At 31.7% G+C, this 22,258-nt stretch carries 22 protein-coding genes; 9 read left to right on the top strand and 13 right to left on the bottom strand.

The annotated features are described in order from the left end of the window. Positions 1 to 27 precede the first annotated feature (27 nt). Positions 28 to 1,410 (bottom strand): glycopeptide resistance protein TcaA, encoded by a 1,383-nt coding sequence (gene tcaA / locus JQN76_RS05585; protein ID WP_000833797.1) that lies wholly within the window; start codon positions 1,408 to 1,410, stop codon positions 28 to 30. A gap of 239 nt (positions 1,411 to 1,649) precedes the next feature. After that, on the bottom strand, positions 1,650 to 2,105 hold the full coding sequence (locus JQN76_RS05580; protein ID WP_001836800.1) for a MarR family transcriptional regulator TcaR: 456 nt from the start codon (positions 2,103 to 2,105) through the stop codon (positions 1,650 to 1,652). A 194-nt stretch (positions 2,106 to 2,299) separates the two neighbouring features. On the opposite strand from JQN76_RS05580, the gene JQN76_RS05575 reads away from it, so the two are divergent. Continuing rightward, positions 2,300 to 3,268 carry a YdcF family protein gene (locus tag JQN76_RS05575; protein WP_001836809.1) on the top strand — a complete coding sequence of 323 codons (969 nt, stop codon included), beginning with the start codon at positions 2,300 to 2,302 and terminating at the stop codon, positions 3,266 to 3,268. Between the two features lie 230 nt (positions 3,269 to 3,498). Here JQN76_RS05575 and JQN76_RS05570 read toward each other — a convergent pair whose 3' ends face one another. Both JQN76_RS05570 and JQN76_RS05565 read right to left on the bottom strand, forming a co-directional pair. Then, complete coding sequence (locus tag JQN76_RS05570) at positions 3,499 to 4,164, bottom strand: ABC transporter ATP-binding protein (protein ID WP_001229911.1); 666 nt, start codon at positions 4,162 to 4,164, stop codon at positions 3,499 to 3,501. Further along, positions 4,164 to 5,219 (bottom strand): ABC transporter permease, encoded by a 1,056-nt coding sequence (locus JQN76_RS05565; RefSeq protein WP_000761411.1) that lies wholly within the window; start codon positions 5,217 to 5,219, stop codon positions 4,164 to 4,166. The genes JQN76_RS05570 and JQN76_RS05565 overlap by 1 nt, the downstream gene beginning before the upstream one ends. Before the next feature lie 135 nt (positions 5,220 to 5,354). Here JQN76_RS05565 and hssR point away from each other — a divergent pair, with 135 nt between their 5' ends. The 4 genes from hssR to JQN76_RS05545 all read left to right on the top strand — a co-directional run bounded on the left by hssR (position 5,355) and on the right by JQN76_RS05545 (position 8,453). Beyond that, complete coding sequence (gene hssR, locus JQN76_RS05560; protein WP_000249497.1) at positions 5,355 to 6,029, top strand: DNA-binding heme response regulator HssR; 675 nt, start codon at positions 5,355 to 5,357, stop codon at positions 6,027 to 6,029. Continuing rightward, a complete protein-coding gene (hssS, locus tag JQN76_RS05555; RefSeq protein WP_000477328.1) occupies positions 6,022 to 7,395 on the top strand; it encodes a heme sensor histidine kinase HssS in 1,374 nt (457 codons plus the stop codon). Before hssR ends, hssS begins: the two co-directional genes overlap by 8 nt. 162 nt (positions 7,396 to 7,557) lie before the next feature. Further along, on the top strand, positions 7,558 to 8,001 hold the full coding sequence (locus JQN76_RS05550) for a LytTR family DNA-binding domain-containing protein (protein WP_000977022.1): 444 nt from the start codon (positions 7,558 to 7,560) through the stop codon (positions 7,999 to 8,001). Then, positions 7,998 to 8,453: a DUF3021 domain-containing protein gene (locus JQN76_RS05545; protein ID WP_000793175.1), complete on the top strand. Its 456-nt coding sequence runs from the start codon at positions 7,998 to 8,000 to the stop codon at positions 8,451 to 8,453. The genes JQN76_RS05550 and JQN76_RS05545 overlap by 4 nt, the downstream gene beginning before the upstream one ends. A gap of 65 nt (positions 8,454 to 8,518) precedes the next feature. Here the strand turns inward: JQN76_RS05545 and mqo are convergent, their stop codons facing one another. Together mqo and JQN76_RS05535 are read right to left on the bottom strand one after the other, a co-directional pair. Further along, complete coding sequence (mqo, locus tag JQN76_RS05540; RefSeq protein WP_000211373.1) at positions 8,519 to 9,997, bottom strand: malate dehydrogenase (quinone); 1,479 nt, start codon at positions 9,995 to 9,997, stop codon at positions 8,519 to 8,521. Positions 9,998 to 10,377: 380 nt separating this feature from the next. Further along, positions 10,378 to 11,976 (bottom strand): L-lactate permease, encoded by a 1,599-nt coding sequence (locus tag JQN76_RS05535; protein WP_000960854.1) that lies wholly within the window; start codon positions 11,974 to 11,976, stop codon positions 10,378 to 10,380. Between the two features lie 316 nt (positions 11,977 to 12,292). Here JQN76_RS05535 and JQN76_RS05530 point away from each other — a divergent pair, with 316 nt between their 5' ends. Further along, entirely contained in the window at positions 12,293 to 13,966 is a 1,674-nt protein-coding gene (locus JQN76_RS05530) for a CDP-glycerol glycerophosphotransferase family protein (protein WP_025175390.1), read from the top strand. 153 nt (positions 13,967 to 14,119) lie between these two features. Here the strand turns inward: JQN76_RS05530 and JQN76_RS05525 are convergent, their stop codons facing one another. Then, positions 14,120 to 14,749: a hypothetical protein gene (locus tag JQN76_RS05525; RefSeq protein ID WP_000826998.1), complete on the bottom strand. Its 630-nt coding sequence runs from the start codon at positions 14,747 to 14,749 to the stop codon at positions 14,120 to 14,122. 313 nt (positions 14,750 to 15,062) lie between these two features. Further along, positions 15,063 to 15,578 (bottom strand): GNAT family N-acetyltransferase, encoded by a 516-nt coding sequence (locus JQN76_RS05520; protein ID WP_000907311.1) that lies wholly within the window; start codon positions 15,576 to 15,578, stop codon positions 15,063 to 15,065. 190 nt (positions 15,579 to 15,768) lie between these two features. On the opposite strand from JQN76_RS05520, the gene JQN76_RS05515 reads away from it, so the two are divergent. Beyond that, the gene (locus JQN76_RS05515; RefSeq protein WP_000573242.1) at positions 15,769 to 16,773 is read left to right on the top strand and encodes an oxidoreductase; all 1,005 of its coding nucleotides are present in this window, start codon (positions 15,769 to 15,771) and stop codon (positions 16,771 to 16,773) included. Between the two features lie 45 nt (positions 16,774 to 16,818). On the opposite strand, the gene JQN76_RS05510 is transcribed toward JQN76_RS05515, so the two are convergent. From JQN76_RS05510 to JQN76_RS05490, 5 genes are all read right to left on the bottom strand, one after another. After that, complete coding sequence (locus JQN76_RS05510) at positions 16,819 to 17,220, bottom strand: GNAT family N-acetyltransferase (protein WP_000241594.1); 402 nt, start codon at positions 17,218 to 17,220, stop codon at positions 16,819 to 16,821. 35 nt (positions 17,221 to 17,255) lie between these two features. Then, positions 17,256 to 18,290, bottom strand: a complete 1,035-nt coding sequence (locus JQN76_RS05505; protein WP_000655972.1) for an NAD(P)/FAD-dependent oxidoreductase — start codon at positions 18,288 to 18,290, stop codon at positions 17,256 to 17,258. Between the two features lie 10 nt (positions 18,291 to 18,300). Next, positions 18,301 to 18,417: a hypothetical protein gene (locus JQN76_RS05500; RefSeq protein WP_001808030.1), complete on the bottom strand. Its 117-nt coding sequence runs from the start codon at positions 18,415 to 18,417 to the stop codon at positions 18,301 to 18,303. Positions 18,418 to 18,521: 104 nt separating this feature from the next. Next, positions 18,522 to 18,953, bottom strand: a complete 432-nt coding sequence (locus JQN76_RS05495) for a DUF2871 domain-containing protein (RefSeq protein WP_001253464.1) — start codon at positions 18,951 to 18,953, stop codon at positions 18,522 to 18,524. Positions 18,954 to 19,159: 206 nt separating this feature from the next. Further along, positions 19,160 to 20,437 (bottom strand): YhgE/Pip domain-containing protein, encoded by a 1,278-nt coding sequence (locus JQN76_RS05490; RefSeq protein WP_001020028.1) that lies wholly within the window; start codon positions 20,435 to 20,437, stop codon positions 19,160 to 19,162. 160 nt (positions 20,438 to 20,597) lie between these two features. Between JQN76_RS05490 and JQN76_RS05485 the strand changes: the two genes are divergently transcribed. Together JQN76_RS05485 and JQN76_RS05480 are read left to right on the top strand one after the other, a co-directional pair. Next, a complete protein-coding gene (locus JQN76_RS05485) occupies positions 20,598 to 21,221 on the top strand; it encodes a TetR/AcrR family transcriptional regulator (protein WP_000656766.1) in 624 nt (207 codons plus the stop codon). Positions 21,222 to 21,266: 45 nt separating this feature from the next. Then, complete coding sequence (locus tag JQN76_RS05480; RefSeq protein WP_000633068.1) at positions 21,267 to 22,211, top strand: magnesium transporter CorA family protein; 945 nt, start codon at positions 21,267 to 21,269, stop codon at positions 22,209 to 22,211. Positions 22,212 to 22,258: the final 47 nt, after the last annotated feature.

The raw sequence follows: 22,258 nt of genomic DNA, 5'->3' as shown, positions 1-22,258 counted from the left end.
ACATGCATCTTATTTAAGTTTTATACTCTATTTTTCTGATGTCTTGATTAATTGCAAGCGGTCTTGCGAGCCTTGTTCAAGCTCATATTCTTTATCTACTTGCTTACCGTTTTCATTTATTAATCTTACGGTTGCGGTAATCTTATCACCATGTTTTTCGGCATCTATAATTTGTGGTGAACTAATCATCATTAAACTTCCTTTAGATACACGCTTCTTTACATCATCATAAAAAGATGATCCTTTTTTTATATATGACGATACAAAATCAAAATCCGACTGATTAAACGCAGCATTATTCGCTAAAGAATATCCAGCAAAGAATTCTATCAATTTGTTCTTCAAGCTGTTTTCTTCTTTTTCTTTCTTTTCAACATAGTCTTCGATATCTTCACTGTCAAAATTCAAAGTTATCTCTGTATTGTATTTTAAATCGCTAGCTTTAATCGTCTTCGTCTGTGTTGTAAATGTTTTATCTTTCGCTTTACCTGAAGCTGAAATGGTAATATCTTTATTTTGTGGATATGGACCATACGTTTTGGAACTTGAAAATGCCATTTCATGGTCATTTATAGTTACTTTTTTAGAACTATCATTTAATTTTGTATCGCCTTTTAAAGTTACAGATATATTTGCTTCTTCAAAATCTTCAGTAACATCTACCGTTTCAGAATTACTTTGTCTAAAATCAAATTTTAAATGGCCTGCAAAATCACCGTTCTCAGTCGATTTCATAGCTGGAATTCTATATGTCCCCGGTATAAAATTACCTATTGGCGTCACTTTATTTGCTTCAGCTATAACCATCTTTTTCTTACCACCAGATTTAAACTCATATTTTGTTTTTTCTTTCGGTTTAACAATTGGTTGCTTGGTAGGTGCAGTAAAGCTCATATTATCGAAAAAGATATAACGTGTGCCATTTTTACTTACACGTAATATATTTTGACCAGATCTGGTTTGAATATAAGAAGCTACGCTGGTCTTACTCTTATTCAATTTATGTACCGTATTTTTAAGGTCGCTGACAAATTGCTTAAGCCCAACTTCATCTTTGATATAGTTAATGTATACTTTCGCTTCTTCAGAATCTACTTTATTATCTTTAGTACTTAATAATGTTGCTACTTTTTGTTTATCATTATTCTCAATCGCATTCACTAATATTTTAGTTTGCGCTTCAGGTGAATTGAAGTTTCTTAGTAAAAAGAACAATATAATAATTAAGATTAAAATGAAAAAACCAATTGCCCAAGGCACCATTTTTCTCATCTTGATGTTATTAGTTTGTATATCTTCATCGGTTGACTTTCTATATAATGCTTGACGACTATCAAATTTATGTCCACATTGTGTACATATCTGTACATCATCTTGTGCTTGTTGTCCGCACTTCGGGCAAGATTTCATACTTTCACCTCAATTCTGTTCCTCTTCAATTGTTATATGTATATCACAAAAATTATTTCATTATTTTACCATTATTATTTTACAAATATTATCCCAAGAATACAATTCAAGAAATGATTAACTTTACTTTAGAATTGTACCTTATTACATTATTTATGAAAGTACTCTCTCAATTATAACTAAAAAGAAGGTGTTCAATACATACATATTTAGTCTTATATTTGAACACCTTCAAAAACCTATTTATGATTGCTATATGTTTTAATGCGATGATTGATGACTTCTAATACTTGCCTTACATTTTCAATATCTTCAGAATTTAAATCATTAGTAATATCTTGCGCAATATCTGTCATAATCGCATTACGTTCTTTCAAATATGCTCTACCTTTGTCAGTTAAGGTTATGAATTTCAAACGTTGATCAATATTTAAATTTGGTTTATCTAACTTAACTAATTTAGCATCGATTAACTTTTTAATTCGTCGGCTTACTGTGGCCTTATTTACACCTTGTCTTTGCGTGATTTCACTAATTGTCAAAGGTTCTTTATTTAACATACCTAATACGTTAGACTGCTCTAATGAAATTTCATATTCATTTTGTAAATCTTTCAACATTTTTGCAGTTAATGCGTTAACGTTATTTATAAACTGCTCTAAAAATTGAATATGGTCTTGTAAATGTTTTACCATAATTATTTCTCCCTAATTACTATTTTTATAAAGTATCCTCAGCAATCATTGTATCGCACATCTAAAAAACACAAAAATATTGACCCATATATAATATAACAAATTAAGACTTACATGTTGCTGCGTTCTCCTTGCTTTAATAAATTAAATCATCTACATTTATATTTAATATTTATTATAAGCGAGGTGTCAGTATGTTATTGAATTTATTATTAATATTTATACTTATCGTTATTTGTCCGTTAATTTTCAACTATACTCTGACGTTAAATTTAACATGCTACATCTTAGTTGTCATATCGATATTTTTGTCACTCATCTATAGCATCATGACCTATACTTTCCCTTGGTCTATGTTTGTAACATTTATAATAATCAGTATTATCATGCTATTCAAACATAGATATTTATTTTCTCATACTTCTAGTCGCTTATTTATTAAAAAATTATTATCTTTTTCATATAAATTTGTACTCTACACATCAGCACTTCTATTTATAAGTACGATTCAGTCACCTATTGTGAAAGGTTTGTCTATGTGGTTAGCTATATTATGCCTTTCCCTGTTACTAACCTTTATTTGTTATCTCGTTTGGACAGTATCATATAGACATAGATCATACAACAAAGAAGTCGATATCATAATTGTGTTAGGTGCTGGTATTTTTACCGAATTTGTCACACCAATGCTTGCAGCGCGTTTAGACCGTGCACTTGATATCTATCAACAACAAGCATCAGCAACAAAGATTATTGTATCTGGCGGACAAGGACCAGACGAAGCAATTTCTGAAGCTTTAGCTATGCAACGTTATTTGATTGCACATGGTGTTGATAAAACAGATATACTAATGGAATCTCACTCTATAAATACATACACAAACTTTTTATATTCTAAACAAATCATCAACAATTTGTATCATGAAGCAGTTAAAATTGTTTGTGTAACAAGTCAGTTTCATGTATTGCGCGCCTTACGACTAGCCCAAAAATTAGGTTTATCTATCGATGGTGTCGGAAGTCATACACCATATCACTTTTTCTTACATGTGCTCATTAAAGATTATCTAGGCGTAATGTATCAGTATAGATTGTTATTAACGTTATATTGTTCAAGTAGTTGGTTTATATGTCTTTACGCCGCTTTTATTTATAATAGTTAATCCACAAACAAACTATTATTATAGGTTGTTTCTAATATTGCGTCAAACTATCTTTAAATATTCGTTAATCCTTGATTAGACAATTGTTATATTGAAAATAAATAAACTAAAGCACGTCATCATTTTATATAATAGTGACGCGCTTTTTTGTAAACCCAAATCGTATTCTGTTATCTAACTTTTATACTACTATGTCTTAAATCATTAACATTTAGCGTCTTTACAAGCCACTAATCAGTTATTTTGCCATCTTCTAATTCAATCACTCGATCTGCATATTCAAATAATCTTCGATCGTGTGTAATCATAATACCAATCATTTGTTGTTCTTTAATTTGTTGACGTATCATCTCAACAACTTTTGTTGCTCTATCGGCATCTAAACTTGCTGTGGGCTCATCTGCTAAAATGATTTTCGGATTATTCATAAATGCTCTCATAATCGCAACACGTTGCTTTTCACCGCCAGATAACTGATGCGGATATACATTCAAGCGATCTTCTAAACCAATATTTTTTAAAAGTTGTATTGCTCTTGTTGAACTTTGTTGTTTGGTCATTCCCGCTTCTTGACCTACGAGTGTCAATTGCTCTATCACTTTTAAATAAGGAACTAAATGTGAAGATTGAAAAATAAAACCAATATCTTCCAATCGTAAATCACTAGGACGATGCTGTTTATCAAACAATGGCGCATCATTGTAAAGCACTGTACCACTCGTTTGACTTAACAATCCGCCTAATATCGTTAGCAATGTTGTTTTCCCAGAACCAGAGGCACCATTTAAAATGACAAATTCCCCTTGTTCCACTTCAAAATTAATACCTTTTAAAACTTTTGTTTCAGACAAACCTTCTCCGAAATTTTTGACGATATCTTCAACGACTAATGCCATTATTCTGCACCTCCAATTGCTTCGATAGGATCCACTTTAAATAATTTGATAAATGATAGTGAGGCACCTAAAATCGCAACTAATATAAATATCCCCACCATTAATAAGATATTTTGCGTTGTTAAGTAAAAAGGCATCGTTACCGGCATCATAAATGATAGTCCTACTATGATGATCACAGCAATACCTACCCCAATTATTGTTAGTGTTAAAATTTGTAAAACTAACGCACTCAATAAATGTCTTGTCTTAATACCAATTGCTTTCAAAATGCCAATTTGTGATATTTTTTGAATCGTCATAACATAGAAAAATGCACTTAGAACGATTGCTGTAATAGCAAACAAACTAACAATCATCATATTTAACGGTGCTTGCTCTGCTTGATAACTCGCAATATTACCTGTTAAATCTTTTTCACTCACAACTTGAACGTCATTTATTTTATTAAGCTCATCACGTTGTTGTTGTGTTAAATTTTTCACTGGATAAAATGCCGTATTAACCTTATTCAATGCATTAAATCCGTTATCGTTCAATAGCACAATGGAACTATGCGCATACATTGTGTCGTTTAAAATACCAGAAACTCTATAACTAGTTGAATTATTTTTAAAATGTAATCTATCCCCGACTCTAATGTTGTCTGCAGCTAACTTATCATTAATAGCGACCTCATGAGCATTTTTAGGATAATCACCTTTTTTAAGTTGTATGCGTTGTTGTTTAACGTCATTCATTGTAATCACATCTTGTTCTTTATTAGATAATTTCAATGTTTGAATATTCATTTTATATGGTTCTTGATGAATTACCTTTTTAATTTGATTCTGTTGCGTATCACTAAGTTGCGATTTCTCAATTTGCGGCTCTTTCATTTTTTGAACAACATATTCATCATTATCAAAGTGTTCAAATAACGAAATATTCTCCCTACCAAGCCCTTGAGCTAAACCACTAATAAATAACACCATAATACTTAATAAAAGAATGATTAATGTGATTAACATATAACGAAATTTGTAAAGCATAATCTCTTTTATCGCTAATTTCATATCGATTCACTTCTCCCTATTTCTTCTTTAGCGTCAGTATAAGGTTGAAATATGAACTCAATATGAACAATTGTTTTTTTACGCAAAAATATTTTACATGTATAATAAATGAAAAAGATAAGGGAGTTTATAGCTATGGTGCAATGTCTTGTTGTCGATGACGATCCTCGAATCCTAAATTATATAGCTAGCCATTTACAAACAGAGCACATTGATGCATACACACAACCAAGTGGTGAAGCTGCATTAAAACTTTTAGAAAAACAGCGTGTCGATATTGCAGTGGTAGATATTATGATGGATGGTATGGACGGCTTTCAATTATGTAATACATTAAAAAATGATTATGATATACCAGTTATTATGTTAACAGCGCGGGATGCACTTAGTGACAAAGAGCGTGCGTTTATAAGCGGTACTGACGATTATGTAACCAAACCCTTTGAGGTTAAGGAACTTATTTTTAGAATTCGTGCGGTATTACGTCGATATAATATCAATTCAAATTCAGAAATGACTATTGGCAACTTAACGCTAAACCAATCCTATTTGGAACTCCAAGTATCTAATAAAACGATGACGTTACCGAACAAGGAATTTCAATTATTATTTATGCTTGCAGCACGTCCTAAGCAAATCTTTACTCGTGAACAAATAATAGAAAAAATTTGGGGCTATGATTATGAAGGAGATGAGCGAACAGTTGACGTTCATATTAAGCGACTACGCCAAAGATTAAAAAAATTAAATGCCACACTTACAATTGAAACAGTAAGAGGACAAGGCTATAAGGTGGAGAATCATGTTTAAAACACTCTATGCTAGAATTGCGATTTATTCCATTACGGTTATTTTATTTAGTGCATTAATAAGTTTTGTATTAACAAATGTTTACTATCATTATAATTTAAAAGCATCTAATGACGCGAAAATCATGAAGACGCTTAAAGAAGCAAGACAATATGAACAATCAGCTAAACCAACGCACATTCAACAATATTTCAAACATTTAGGGCAAATGAATTACCAAATAATGACCATTGATCAAAAAGGTCATAAGACATTTTATGGGGAGCCATTTAGAGAAGATACTTTATCACAAAATGCTATTAACAACGTATTAAATAATCAAGATTACCATGGTATTAAAGATAAACCATTCGCATTATTCGTAACTGGATTTTTCGACAATGTAACAGATAATACTGTTGGTATTAACTTTAAGACAAAAGACGGTTCAATAGCAGTATTTATGCGTCCAGATATTGGAGAAACATTTAGCGAGTTTAGAACATTCTTAGCCGTCTTGTTAATGTTGTTATTATTTATCTCGATTTCATTAGTTATCGCATCAACCTATTCAATCATTCGTCCAGTAAAAAAGTTAAAGCTAGCGACCGAACGCTTAATTGATGGTGATTTTGAAACACCTATCAAACAAACACGCAAAGATGAAATTGGAACATTACAGTATCACTTTAATAAGATGAGAGAGTCATTGGGACAAGTTGATCAAATGAGGCAGCATTTTGTACAAAATGTATCTCATGAAATCAAAACACCATTAACACATATTCATCATTTATTAAGCGAGTTACAACAAACTTCTGATAAAACATTAAGACAACAATATATAAATGATATCTATACCATTACAACGCAGCTGAGCGGATTAACAACTGAATTGTTGCTCTTATCCGAATTAGATAATCACCAACATTTATTATTCGATGATAAGATTCAAGTCAATCAACTCATTAAAGATATCATTCGACATGAACAATTTGCTGCTGATGAAAAGTCGTTAATCATTTTAGCTGACCTAGAATCAATCAATTTCCTAGGAAATCAACGTTTGTTACATCAAGCATTGAGTAATTTATTAATAAATGCTATTAAGTATACAGATGTTGGTGGTGCCATTGACATCGCTTTGCAACATAGTCACAACAATATCATTTTCACAATAAGTAATGATGGTTCACCAATTAGTCCACAAGCTGAAGCACGTTTATTTGAACGTTTTTATAAAGTGAGCAAACATGATAATAGCAATGGTTTAGGTCTTGCAATTACAAAATCCATCATTGAATTGCATCATGGTACAATCCAATTCACACAAAGTAACGAGTATGTAACCACCTTTACTATTACACTGCCAAATAATTCACATTAATCTCTACCTCCTGAAAAAACATTTCTGTTTTTATTTCAGGAGGTATCTTTTATATTGATTAGCGCTTTCTAGCCACTTAACATTTAATTTCTACCATTCAACAAAATTTAAATATATCGATGGTCATTTATGGTTTAATAATTTTGAAGGAGGCATTAACCTATGATGAAACTCAATTTATTTATCAATGCAAAAGAGACGGAATCTTATATTGATATACATGCACCTAAAATGAATGATCACGTTCAAAGTATTATTAATGCAGTCAATGATTTAGACAAATCACATACATTAGTCGGATACATAGACAAAGAAATCCATATCATTAATGTATCAGATGTTATAACATTCCAAGTTATTAATAAAAATGTAACAGCCATTACAAGCAATCAAAAATTCAAACTAAAATTACGACTTTATGAACTAGAAAAACAGTTACCACAACATTTCATTCGCATTTCCAAATCAGAAATCGTCAACAAGTATTACATTGAAAAATTATTATTAGAGCCAAATGGACTTATACGTATGTATCTTAAAGATGCACACTACACCTATTCTTCTAGACGTTATTTAAAATCTATAAAGGAGCGCTTATCAATATGAAAAATTTGAAAAACTCATTACTTATTAGCTTAATCATTGGTTTGTCCCTTTCACTGTTCTTTAGTATGTTATTTGCAGACGGCAAATATTATCCACTGAACCCACAATCAACTATTGGCATATTGTATTATACGCATTTCACAGAAACTACCGTAATGTTGATTTCTATCATTTTATGGTTACTCATAGGCGTCGTCTTTTTCCTTGGAGATTTTATCTTTAAATACACAGATTGGAGCATTACTAAAGCAACTATAATGCATTTCATAACAACGTATGTCGGATTCTTGCCTTTAGCAATGCTTGCCGGTTGGTTTCCACTAACAGTGCATTATCTAATCATATTCACAATTATCTTCATTGTGGTTTATGTATTAATTTGGATAATTCAATTCTTTAAAAATAAGAACTACGTAGACACTATTAACAAGCAACTGAAACAATTAAAATGATTTTTATTAACAACTAAAAAACGGTAATGTCTATCACATTAAAAAAGACATTACCGTTTCGTTTATTATTTAACTTGTAAATACTTAGTTACTTCTTCATTAATTTTATGATATAAATCCTCATGATCTGTTAAGCGATAACCAAATGACGGCACCATTTCTTTAATCTTTGGTTCCCATCCTTTGAATTCATCACGATAGCATCTCTGTAAAACATCAAACATAATATCTACAGCTGTTGACGCACCAGGTGATGCACCAAGTAATGCAGCTAATGTGCCATCATCTGACGTAATGACTTCAGTACCAAATTGTAAGTTACCTTTAGAATCCTCAGTATCCTTGATTACTTGGACACGTTGCCCTGCTGTAATCACTTCCCAATCTTCATTTTTAGCATTTGGGAAAAAGACTCTTAAATCATCCATACGCTCATCATTAGATAACATCAATTGTGACACTAAATACTTCGTAAGACTCATTTCTTTGATACCTGCAGATAACATCGTCACGATATTATTTGGTTTAACCGATTTAATTAAATCCATATGTGAACCTGTTTTTAAAAATTTAGGTGAGAAACCTGCAAATGGACCAAATAACAATGAACGCTTGCCGTCTACAAAACGTGTATCTAAGTGCGGCACTGACATTGGTGGCGCACCCACTGCTGCTTTTCCGTACACTTTAGCATGATGACGATCAATCACTTCTTGATTTGTACAGCGCAGGAATAATCCACTTACCGGGAAACCACCAATATGTTTTGATTGTTTAATCCCAGTCTTTTGGAGTAATGGTAAACTCGCACCGCCAGCACCAATAAATACAAAATCAGATTCATATGTTGTCGTTTCATTAGTTTCTAAATCTTTAACTTTAACTAGCCATGCCCCAGATTTCTGTTTCTTGATGTCTAATACATTCTGCTTATATTGAATTCCCACACCACGTTGCTCTAAATTTTCAAATAACTTTACAGTTAACGCACCAAAGTTAACATCTGTACCAGTTTCATCATAAGTTAAAGCAATTGGTTCATCAGACTTACGACCTTCAATCATTAACGGTACCCAAGATTTCATTTCTTCTTCATCTTGCGATAATTTCATTTTTTCGAATAAAACACTTTTCTTTAACGTTGCAACACGACTTTTTATAAAAGCTACATTATCTTCGCCAATGACAAAACTCATGTGTGGCACCGCTTGAATAAAGCGATCTGGGTTATCTAATTGTCCTGTTTTAACTAAATATGCCCAAAACTGTTTTGAAATTTGGTACTGCTCATTTATCTTAATTGCTTTACTACAATCAACTGTGCCATCCTTACCTTCTTTTGTATAGTTCAACTCGCAAAGTGCTGAATGCCCTGTACCGGCATTATTCCATACATTTGAACTCTCTTCGCCAGGTTGTGCTAATTTTTCAAACACTTTAATATTTTTCTCAGGTGATAATTCTTTAAGTAATGTTCCTAATGTTGCACTCATAATACCGCCACCAATTAAGATGACATCTGTTTTGCTATGTTGTGTTGTCATAACAAATACAGTCCCCCTTTTTAAAATGAATAATGGAACGTTCGAGAAATACGACATATTAATACCACTTTAAATCAATAAGTGTCTCAATAGGTTCCCATGGTGATGCTCTATTACTATCTACTATGTATATTAATATTTTATAATAACGAAACTACTTTAATTATATACTTTATGTGCGATAGCACAAAGACAAAACCACAAACCTTAACAGCTATCAACCAATTTAATTTGATTGCTGATTACTCACTATTCATTTTAACATAAAGCGCTACCATTATTATAATGTCAAACTTCTTTCATTAATGATCCATTAAAAAAAGATGAGATGTTAGAAAACATCTCACCCTCTGTATATTTATATTTTGAAATACGTTTTTTTATAATAATGACAAGATGAAAGTCCAAATACAGATGAATATTAGTAAACATACACTGTATTTCAATGTCATTTTTAATAATTCTGATTCCTTACCAACTTGTTTTACTGCTGCAGTTGCAATTGCAATTGATTGTGGTGAAATCAATTTTGCCGCTACACCACCAACTGTGTTAGCAGATACAAGAAGTGAACCACTTGTTCCAATTTGTTGTGCAACAGAAGCTTGAATTGGTGCAAATAATGAGTTGTTATTTACAACTGATCCTGTCATAAACACACCTATCCAACCTAAGATTGGTGATAGAACTGGGAAGACATTACCTGCTTTAGCAATACCTTGACCCATTGCTGCACTTAAACCACCATAAGTTGTGATTTTAGAAATTGCTAAGATGAAACAAATTGTAAGAACTGGTAACCACAACTCTTTAAATGTAACGCCGAATAATCTACCAGCATCTTTAAAGTTAACCTTTTTAGACATTAAAATTGTAATAATAATAGTTAATAAAATAGCTGTACCTGTTTGTCCAATAATATTTAAAGTCAATACTAATGGTTTATGTGTAACTTCGCTGATTGTTCCAGGTAAGTTGAATTTAAATACTAATGATGATAAAGCACCATTTGGTAAGAATAAGTTTTTAAAGAATGGCGCACTCCAAATCATTACAATGACTGTTAATACAATGAATGGACTCCATGCATGTAATACTGCTTTTGCAGAATGTGCTTTTGCAGGTTCAATTTCTTCATCTTTATTAACACGATAAATGTGTTTTGGTTGGAATTTTTTAGAAAATACTGCTAATGCTAACATTGTTAATAACGGTGGAATAATATCTGCCAATTCAGGTCCACTGAATACAGTTAATAATCCTTGAGTAAGTGTATATGTGATTGAAACTACTAAAATTGCTGGTAATGTTTCTTTAACACCTCTAAAACCATCAATAATAAAGATAAGTAAGAATGGAATAATGAAATTTATGATTGCCAATGTTAAAGTTGCTGATTGAGAAACACCTAATACTGAAACATCTCCAGGTAATTTCAACGTTTCTACAACACCTACAGGGATACCAATCGCACCAAAAGCACCAGACGCTGCATTTGCGACTAAACATAACATCGCAGCTTTTAATGGATTAAATCCTAATTGTGTTAATAAAAGTGCACAAATTGCAATTGGTACACCAAATCCTGCTGCACCTTCTAAAAATGCGTTGAATGCAAATCCAATAAGTAAAACTTGAATACGTTGGTCTTGTGAAATATTTGTAATACTATCTTGAATTGTTAAAAATTGTCCAGATTCAACAGTAATTTTGTATAACAATACTGCCATCATAACGATATAGCCAATCGGAATGATACCTTGGAAGAAACCTTCGACTACTGCACCAGAAGCGATACCAACTGGCAATTTGAAAAATGGTATTGCAATTAGTAATGTTACAACAAGTGTTGTAATAGCTGCATAAATACCTTTCATTTTAAAAACAGTTAAACATAGTAAAAACAGTACAATCGGTATTGCTGCAATTAAAGACGATAATAATAAATTATCAAATGGGTTAAACGTATTTACTAACATAGGCTGACTCTTCTTTCCATAAAGTAGTAGTGTAATTGCTTCATTAAAATCATGCTCTGGCTATAGCATTTTGTTATCGATAACATTTTACAGAACAGTGAGATTAATGTGATTTTTTTCACAATTAAAATATACCATTTTTTCAGACTATTAACAATATCACTTTCCTATTTAATTGTTTTATTTTTCATTTTAAATCTGTTCATCAAAATGAATTGTACTTAATGTAATGAAGTAACTTATACTATTCATGAATTTTACATAAGACCGTGCTAAAATAAGGAAGATACTACGATGAGAAATGGAAGTTATAGCAATGATTAAACAGATAAATGTTTCTAATATGCAAAAGTTTGAATCTCAATTAATGAAAGCTCAGTCTGAAGGTTATACACATGTCGTTCCATATGCCAATGAGATAATGATTTATCAATCTATGTTAGATGCGGTTCAATTATATCCTAAGTCTATCGTGGTTGATTATACTGTGGATGGACAATACAAAAATGATTGTCACTATTTCGGTCAATCATCGATCAACATTGCCGATTGGGCTCAAAACAATAATTATTATCCTAACCTGATATATGCGATTCAACAGACTCTTGATTTAATACATTATTACTCTGTAGAAACGATTTTCGATTTAGCTTTATTGACACTTCTGAAAGGTTATTTATCAATCGATGGTCATGTCGTTTTTGATTTTAAAGCCCCTTTAGCAACAAGTGCTTCAATATGGGAAACTATTAAAACTATTGAAGATTTTGATATGATGTCTCAGTTTTATTTGAATAAAATGGCTTATATTGATCATCATCCTATACCTTTTCGCAACCTTTTTATCGAGGATTCACAACAACTTAATTCGCCAGATAATTGGTTGTATTCTACCAAGTTTATGCTACCTAAATGGTTATATAAAATAGCAAAGCAACGTGCTGATAACAAACAATTACAAAACTTCGGCTTGTATACAAAGCAACCAAACGTTTTAAAAGATCACATCGTTTTTATCGGTGATCATCATCAATATATAGGTAATTCAAAATATTTATTTACTTACTTCGTTAAACATAATCCAATGACTGCCTGTTATTTTGTTACTGACGATCGTCGCGGACCACATTTCATATCACCTAAGTCTGAAAAAGCTGACGAATTGATTAACAGCGCACGCGTAGTTTTAGTTGAAAATGATATACCTGAAACGTTACAACCAAACGGTACTTTAATTCAATTACATCAAGGCACACCAATAATGCAATTATTTTTAGATAGTAAAGAACCTATTAAAAATATAGAAACACCTTTTTATCGTGCTAAAAGGTATAATCGCTGGTTGCAATTCGATTATGTTATACATTCTGCTGATGATATTAGCCACTTTTATCAAACGGCTTTTCCTAGTCACCAAGCAAATGTATTGGCTTATGGTAATCCTAAACACCAATATTTACTACAAAAGCGTAACGAAAGTACTACTCAACAACAGTATAAGAAATCGTTTAAAATAAATGATCAAAAACCAGTTTTATTATACGCACCTATTGGATTAGTGAGTGCGCAACAATTACCACTATCAGATGCTTTATTCAAAGCCTATCATGTTGTGGTTCAGGGTGTTGATGAAGCGATGTTACCAGAAGAGGCGCTTGTTGCACCAAAGTATCTTAGTGCTCAAGACTTAATTCTAATGTCTGATGTCGTTATCACTGATTACTCAAATATAATATTTGATGCGATGGCTATAGACAAAACAGTAGCATTATACACTCCAAATCACAGTCAATACATTGAGTCTCAAGGTGTTAACGAAGATATTTGGCGTCATCTATCAAAAATTTGGTATACAGACCGACAATTATTAATTAATAATTTAATTTCCCAGGCAATACCAGTGATTAAATATCCACAAATACAACATAAAGAACAACCATTAGAATCTATTTCACAACTTATATTGTCTAAGATGACATCTAATCAATAGTGTTTAAATTTCTCAGTGGCTGTGAATGAGGTTTAAAAGTGCTATAAAACGTAAACTTTTATACTTTAAAATACGCAAAAAACGGTAAACCCTAATTCATATTATAGAGTTTACCGTTTTATTTTTTTAACTTGCATCATAGTTATATTAACATTATTGTTGGTAGTTTGGATCAGTAACCATTGCTTGTCCAGTATAATCAACCGTTACAATTGAATATTTTCCATTTGCATTTGGGTCTTTAAAACTAAACACATACTTATAGTTGCCATTATGTTCTTCAATAGAATAATCATTATACACTTTATTATTACTACCAAATTTATTTGCTTCATTATTAGCCGCATTTAAAGCTGTTTGGAAATTTGGCAATTGCTGTAAAGCTTGAGTTTTATTTCCATTAAACGGATAAATTTGACGTGCAACCGGTGCGGCATTTTGTCCATAATATGGTGCAACGTAACTTGATTTTTGATTATTATTCGCATGATTATTACTTGATTGGTTATTATTTGTTTGGTTTTGGTCATTGTTTGTTGCATTTGAATTAGATTGTTGCTGGTTATCGTTTGCACTATTATCTTTATTATCTTTGTTTACGTCTTTACTATCATCTTTATTATCTTTCTTATCTTTAGATGAATCATTTGTTTTTTTATCTTGTTGTTCAGTTTTCGCTTTATCATCTTTTTCTTTATTACCGTCTTTTTGTTGGTCACTATCTTGACCACATGCAGCTAAAAATAATGATAATGCTAGTAACCCTGTAACTAATCTTTTCATACATATCTCCTCCTATAATTCGATATTCATTGAATAATCTTGAAATACATATCTACCATGTGTATCTTTTCATGGCTTGTTACCAAAGACGTCAACATTAATATGATCTGAATTATCACAATATCCATAACTACAATCTAAGGTTCTTTTTATTATACCCTAATTTTTGTTCATTATTATTTAATTTTTGTGAATTTTATGTTTTCTATAAATTTAATTATTTTACTTTAACACTTCATTACGCATTTAGCATTTCAAGGCATACACAATATTTATTACTATGATTTCATTTTATCTGCTGCAAAAACAATCATTATAACTCTTTTTCCATAATTAAATCTGTATCCGTTACATCACCTGTTTGAAAATGATGTTCACCAACCACTTTAAATCCATGACGTTTATAAAATGCTTGAGCACGAGGATTATGCTCCCAAACTCCTAGCCAAATTTTATGTTTATTATGTTCTTGAGCAATTTTTTCGGCCAATTCTATCAATTGTGAACCTCTTCCGCCACCTTGAAAGTCTTTCAAAAAATATATGCGCTGCACTTCTAAATAGGTCTCCCCCATTTCTTCAGTTTGAGCACTATTAATATTCATCTTTATATAACCAACATTCGCACCATCTTCTTGATAAAAATAATGAAATGAATCTACATGGTTAATCTCTTGTGTAAATTTTTCTACAGTATAATTGTCTTTAAAAAATTGATCAAAATCTTTGTCATCATAGTAAGAACCAAACGTGTCATAAAATGTTCTAGTTGCTAATTCAACTAATTCACTAGCATTTTGTTCTGAAATTTCTTTGATTATCCCAGCCATATAAATCCTCCAATAAACAGTGATCGAATCAAAATATTACTTATGTTATTTTTCAGCCAAAACTATTTAAAAATACATTAACACAAATCAATTACAAATTGTATTGATTGTGTGTAACATCAATAAATGATACATTTATTCCAGTAAAACGGCCGTATTTTCAAAAGAGAAAAAGAGAGGATGTATCGTTGTGATAGAAACATTTAAAGCGTTTGTAATTGATAAAGATGAGAGCGGTAAAGTGACACCAACTTTCAAACAATTATCGCCTACTGATTTACCTAAAGGAGATGTGCTGATTAAAGTACATTACTCTGGTATAAATTATAAAGATGCTTTAGCGACTCAAGATCATAATGCAGTCGTAAAATCGTATCCTATGATTCCAGGAATAGATTTAGCTGGAACAATTGTTGAATCCGAAGCACCAGGCTTTGAAAAAGGAGAACAAGTAATTGTAACGAGTTATGACCTAGGTGTTAGCCATTATGGCGGTTTTAGTGAATATGCGCGTGTAAAATCAGAATGGATTATCAAGCTTCCTGATACTTTAACATTAGAAGAATCAATGATATATGGCACAGCTGGTTATACTGCCGGTTTAGCAATTGAAAGACTTGAAAAAGTTGGAATGAATATTGAAGATGGTCCTGTACTCGTTCGCGGTGCTTCAGGTGGTGTCGGTACTTTAGCAGTACTCATGCTTAATGAACTTGGTTATAAAGTTATCGCAAGTACAGGTAAACAAGATGTTAGCGATCAATTACTTGAACTTGGTGCCAAAGAAGTTATCGATCGACTTCCTGTTGAAGATGATCATAAAAAGCCACTCGCATCATCAACTTGGCAAGCTTGTGTAGACCCTGTTGGTGGCGAAGGTATTAATTATGTTACAAAGCGTTTAAATCATAGTGGGTCAATTGCAGTTATTGGTATGACTGCCGGTAATACTTATACTAATTCTGTATTCCCTCACATTTTAAGAGGTGTAAACATTTTAGGAATTGACTCGGTATTTACTGCTATGAAATTAAGACAGCGCGTTTGGCGTCGTCTCGCAAAAGATTTAATGCCTGAAAATTTACATGAGATCAAGCAAGTTATTACATTTGATGAACTTCCAGAACAACTTAACAAAGTAATTAAACATGAAAATAAAGGGCGCATTGTTATCGATTTCGGTGTAGATAAATAGTATTCATGAAAAAGACATCCCGTTATGCGAGATGTCTTTTTTAATTTAGTATTGGATATACATACCGCCTGAATCTGGTTCGGTAGGTATAAATCCAAATTTTGTATATAATTTATCCGCTGGGTAGTCTGCAATCAGACTAACGTATGTACTCTCAACAGCCACACCTTTAATATATTGCATAATATGCTCCATAATTAGACTGCCGTAACCTTGACCTTGGTAACTTTTCAAAACTGCAATATCAACAATTTGAAAAACAGTTCCGCCATCGCCAATCACTCTACCCATACCAATTAACCGATCTTTATCATACAAGGTTACTGTAAATAAGGCATTAGGTAATCCTTTTTCAGCTGCTTCGCGCATCTTTGGACTCATACCTGCGTTAATCCTTAATGCGCAATAATCCTCGCAAGTCGGAATATCATATGTCACTTTAACCATTATTTACCCCACTTTTCATCACACAATATATCAACCTAGTATAAATGTTTATTTACAATAGTCTTATTCGCTTCTTTAAACACTTCATGATGACTTGAAACATAACCCTCTGCATTCGCATCTGGTTGGATATATGTTTTAGCAAGGTTCGCTGCATTTGCACCATCACTAAATGCACTTGCAATTAGATGTGATTTTGCATCATGATAAACAATATCTCCACACGCATAGATACCAGGTATACTAGTTGTCGTATTACCAAATCCTTTAACACGACAATCATCATGCATATCTAGCTTTGAAGATGTTTCACTCAATAATGTATTACAACGATCAAACCCATGACTAATAATGACATCGTCAAATTTAACTGTATGCGTATCGCCACTTTCAACATGTTCCAAAACAACTTCACTTATATGCGTTTCATCATCATTGCCGACCAAGTATTTAATACGTGTTTTTGGGCATAGTTTCACATTTAAATCTGTCACCAACGTTTTCATCGCTTCATGACCACTTACATCTTCTTTTCGATAAACAACTGTCACGCTTTTAGCAATCTTGGCAATATCATGCGCCCAATCCAATGCTGTATTTCCTCCACCTGATATTAATACATCTTTATCTTTGAAACGTCTGTAACTTTGTACAACATAATGTAAATTAGTTAATTGATATCTCTCTACACCTTTAACATCTAATTGTTTTGGATTAATAATACCCGCACCAATTGCAATGATAACTGCTTTCGATGTATATATTTCTCCCGCTTCTGTTTCAACTTCGAAATGACGTTCTGCCTTTTTCCTAATATCTACCACACGTTCATTCAAATGAACTTCCGGTTTAAAATATAATCCTTGCTTAATTGTATCTTTTAAAATTTCATGACAAGGTTTTGGCGCAATGCCGCCAATATCCCAAATAATTTTTTCAGGGTAAATTCTCATCTTACCCCCTAATTCAGATTGAACATCTATCAATCTTACAGACATATCTCGCAATCCAGCATAAAAGCTTGCATACAAACCAGACGGACCGCCACCAATGATTGTAACGTCTTTCATTATGTGCCTCCTATGACTCTCTATATTCATTTCTTTCATTAACGCGCTCAAATTGATAATTATTATCATTTAAAGCCATTATACTATTAATATTTATATTGTTAAAATAAATCGCATAGTTAACCATGAATTATCAATAACTATCCCATCACAATATAAAAACACACCTTTCAAAGTAAGAAACAACAATGTTCCTTTGAAAGATGTGTATATTTTTTAGTTCTAGTTATATTATTTTTTAAAAGACTCATCACGTGGTTCTTTAAGAATTGCTTGTCTTAAAAGGAAAAATAGCAACAATAAACCTGCAAGCATACCTGTGTGCCCAATACCTGCAAAGCCTGCAAATGCTTCTGGAGAGTATGATTTACCAGTGACTTGGAAGAATCCTTTTGTCACCATCATACCTATAGTAACGATAACACCTATGTTATATACATAGAAGAACCAGTTAAATAAGTAGTAACTTGATAATTTAAATAACTTCTCCAATGGTAATAATATTAAAAACATAAACATACCTAAAATAAGTGTATGTGTGTGTACAAGTGATAATTGTGTTGTACCAGTAAAATCATATGCTTTTGTTAGCTCTCTATAGAAAAAGCCACTAAATAAACCTATGATCATATAAAAAAGAAATGAATATAATAACCTACGCATTTTGAATCCTCCCTCACCTTTTCATTATATCCGATTATACCTATTATAACAGTGACAAAAAAGCGAAGATATGACACAACTGAATTTGGTTTAGCACATAGTATGACAGCTAAAATAACTTTACATCAAGCGCTATACAAATAAAATAGCTATACCATGACGCTCGCTACAAACGTCTTGTATAGCTATTATTTCTATTTATTAAATTATGACGGCACTTCAGTACGTTTTGTGCTATGTTTTCTAACAATAGCTGAAACTAAACTTGATACAGCGCCAAAAATCATAAACCCTATAAACATCCACATTGTACTATTTAATTCAATATGATGATTCAAGTATAATAGTTCTCTTACACTTGTTGCATAGTGTGTGAATGGATTCCAATCATATACATATTTTTGATAACTTTCAGGCAACATTTGTTTAGGTAACGTTACAAGTTGCATACTAAAGAACATTAAAATGAAGAAAATTGGAACTGACTTCATACCTAGCCATACCATAACACCTAAAATAAGGCCCACGAAACCAAGAATCGCAAATGCTACAAAAATTGCGATACGATTTGGATGGTCAAAATCAAATCCTTGAACGCCTTGCATGAAATAAATATAAACAAAGCTACCTGCAAATGCTGCAACAACTGCAAATATCATCTGTCCAATTGAAGCAATGATACGATGTTGCACGACGATATTGTTACTAGTTCTAAATGCAAAGAACAATAAGATAGACGTTACGATTGAACCTATCCAAATTGGCATAAACATTAGGAATGGTGCATTACCACCTGCTTGGTGTTCTTTAACTTTATTAAGTTTTTCATTATCCACTTTTACTGGATTCGTCAAACCATTGATGTCCGCGGCATTGACTTTAACATTTTGACTCGTTAATGTTTCCAAACTTTGCTTCGTAATTTGAGCATTAATATTATCACCCATACCAGTTAACACAGCTGATGCAATTTGTGAACCTTGTAAGCTTGATCCTTCACTTACAATCGTTTTAAATTTAGCCTGCTTAACCTCTACTTGTTGATTCCCCATTTTTTGTTTCATTTGTTGAACCACTTGTGGCGGAATTTCACCTGAAGCAACTTTTTGTTGCATTTCTTCTTTTTTACTATCCATAACTACTTTTTGTGTTTTACTCATAGCATCTTTTGAAAAGTCTTTATCAATAATAGCTACTCCAAAGATTTTTTGATCTTTCAAATCTTTTTCAAGGTCTTTTTCACTATCAACCTTAACCCATTTAATTTTATTAGAATCACTATCTAATAATTTATCCTCTAATTTTTTACCAATGTTAACATTTTTATCTTGAATCGTTGTACCTTTATCCTCGTTTAATATACCAATTGGTAAATCTTTTGGTTTAGGATTATATGCAGGATAAAAAGCTAAAGAAAAGATTACCAAGATAATCATAGTTGCTATTGGTGCAATCCATAATAATTTATTTTTAAATATATTCATTTTATTAATTACCTCCTTATTAGACAATGTGTTGAATATTTCGCATGTTGTCTATTATAATATGTAAGTGGGAATAAACAATACACAATGTTCATCAATACGTTTATTAATAGACAAATACACCCACATTGTTCAATAACACAAGGAGGTTGATTTATTTTTGAAAGAAGATAGGCGAATTAGAAAGACAAAGTCCTCCATTAAACAAGCGTTCACTAAATTACTACAAGAAAAAGATTTAGAAAAGATTACCATTCGCGACATAACAACACGCGCTGATATCAATAGAGGGACATTTTACTTACATTACGAGGATAAATATATGTTACTCGCAGATATGGAAGATGAGTATATTTCAGAACTAACGACATATACTCAATTTGATTTGTTACGCGGTTCTTCAATTGAAGACATTGCGAATACTTTTGTAAATAATATACTCAAAAATATTTTCCAACATATTCATGATAATTTAGAGTTTTATCATACTATTTTACAATTGGAACGCACGAGTCAATTAGAATTGAAAATCAACGAACATATTAAAAATAATATGCAACGTTATATTAGTATCAATCATTCCATCGGAGGCATTCCAGAGATGTATTTTTACAGTTACGTTTCCGGAGCAACAATTTCAATTATTAAATACTGGGTAATGGACAAACAGCCCATTTCAGTTGATGAATTAGCTAAACATGTGCATAATATTATTTTTAATGGTCCATTAAGAATAATGGCAGAAAACCGTTTGCATAAATCAAACCTTGATTCACTAACTTAAGTAATACTCGCTTTTCCTAAATCCTTTAGAAAGGAACTATATATCATGATTACTTCATTCAGACATTCTGAAGATATAGATAAACATATTATAAAAACACCATTAGATCATACAGCGTCATGGATTAATGTAGTAGAACCAGACCGAGAAGAAATTGAAAATCTTATGGAACAATATAATATACCTGAAGACTTTATACGTGACCCTTTGGACTCAGAAGAAAGTTCCCGTATTGAATATGACGAAGATACTGGTTACTCATTAATCATTATTGATTTACCTATCGTCAATTCAACTAATCGTAGCGTTCTATCTTTTGTAACGATTCCATTAGGCATTATTATTGGCAACGGTATTATCGTAACAGTTTGTGACGCTGAAAATGAATTTTTAGAAAATTTACCTAAGCGTGATATTAATTTAAAATTTCACAGCAGATTTGCATTAGAAATTTTAACTACTATTGCCGACCATTATAATCGTAACTTACGATTACTTAATAAAAGTAGAATTCGTATTGAGAAAGAACTAAAAAATAACATTACTAACAAACAACTTTTCAAATTAATGGAAGTTGAAAAAAGTTTAGTATACTTTTTAGCTGCCTTAAAAGGTAACGATACAATTATTAAAAAGTTATTCCGTTTACCTGCAATTAAACGTTTTGAAGAAGATGAAGAATTACTAGAAGATTTAATCATTGAAAATAACCAAGCCATCGAAACAACAGAATTACATCAACGTATCTTAGAAAGTATCACAACATCATACGCTTCCTTATTATCTAATGATATGAATACGATTATGAAGACATTAACACTTTTCACGGTACTATTAACGTTACCAACACTCGTATTTAGTTTCTTCGGTATGAATGTGCCGTTGCCAATTGATGACCATAGTTATATATCTTGGATTATTGTGGTAGGTATTTCATTAATTCTTGTCGTAATTGTTAGTATTTTCTTATGGCGTAAACAGAAATTATAACTAAATTAAAAGGTATGACAGCTTAAAGTTTCATCCTATTGCATTTG

This window comes from Staphylococcus sp. SM3655 (assembly GCF_016917315.1).
GTDB classification, from domain to species: Bacteria; Bacillota; Bacilli; order Staphylococcales; family Staphylococcaceae; genus Staphylococcus; species Staphylococcus aureus.
This window is presented reverse-complemented; position numbering and strand designations above follow the sequence as displayed.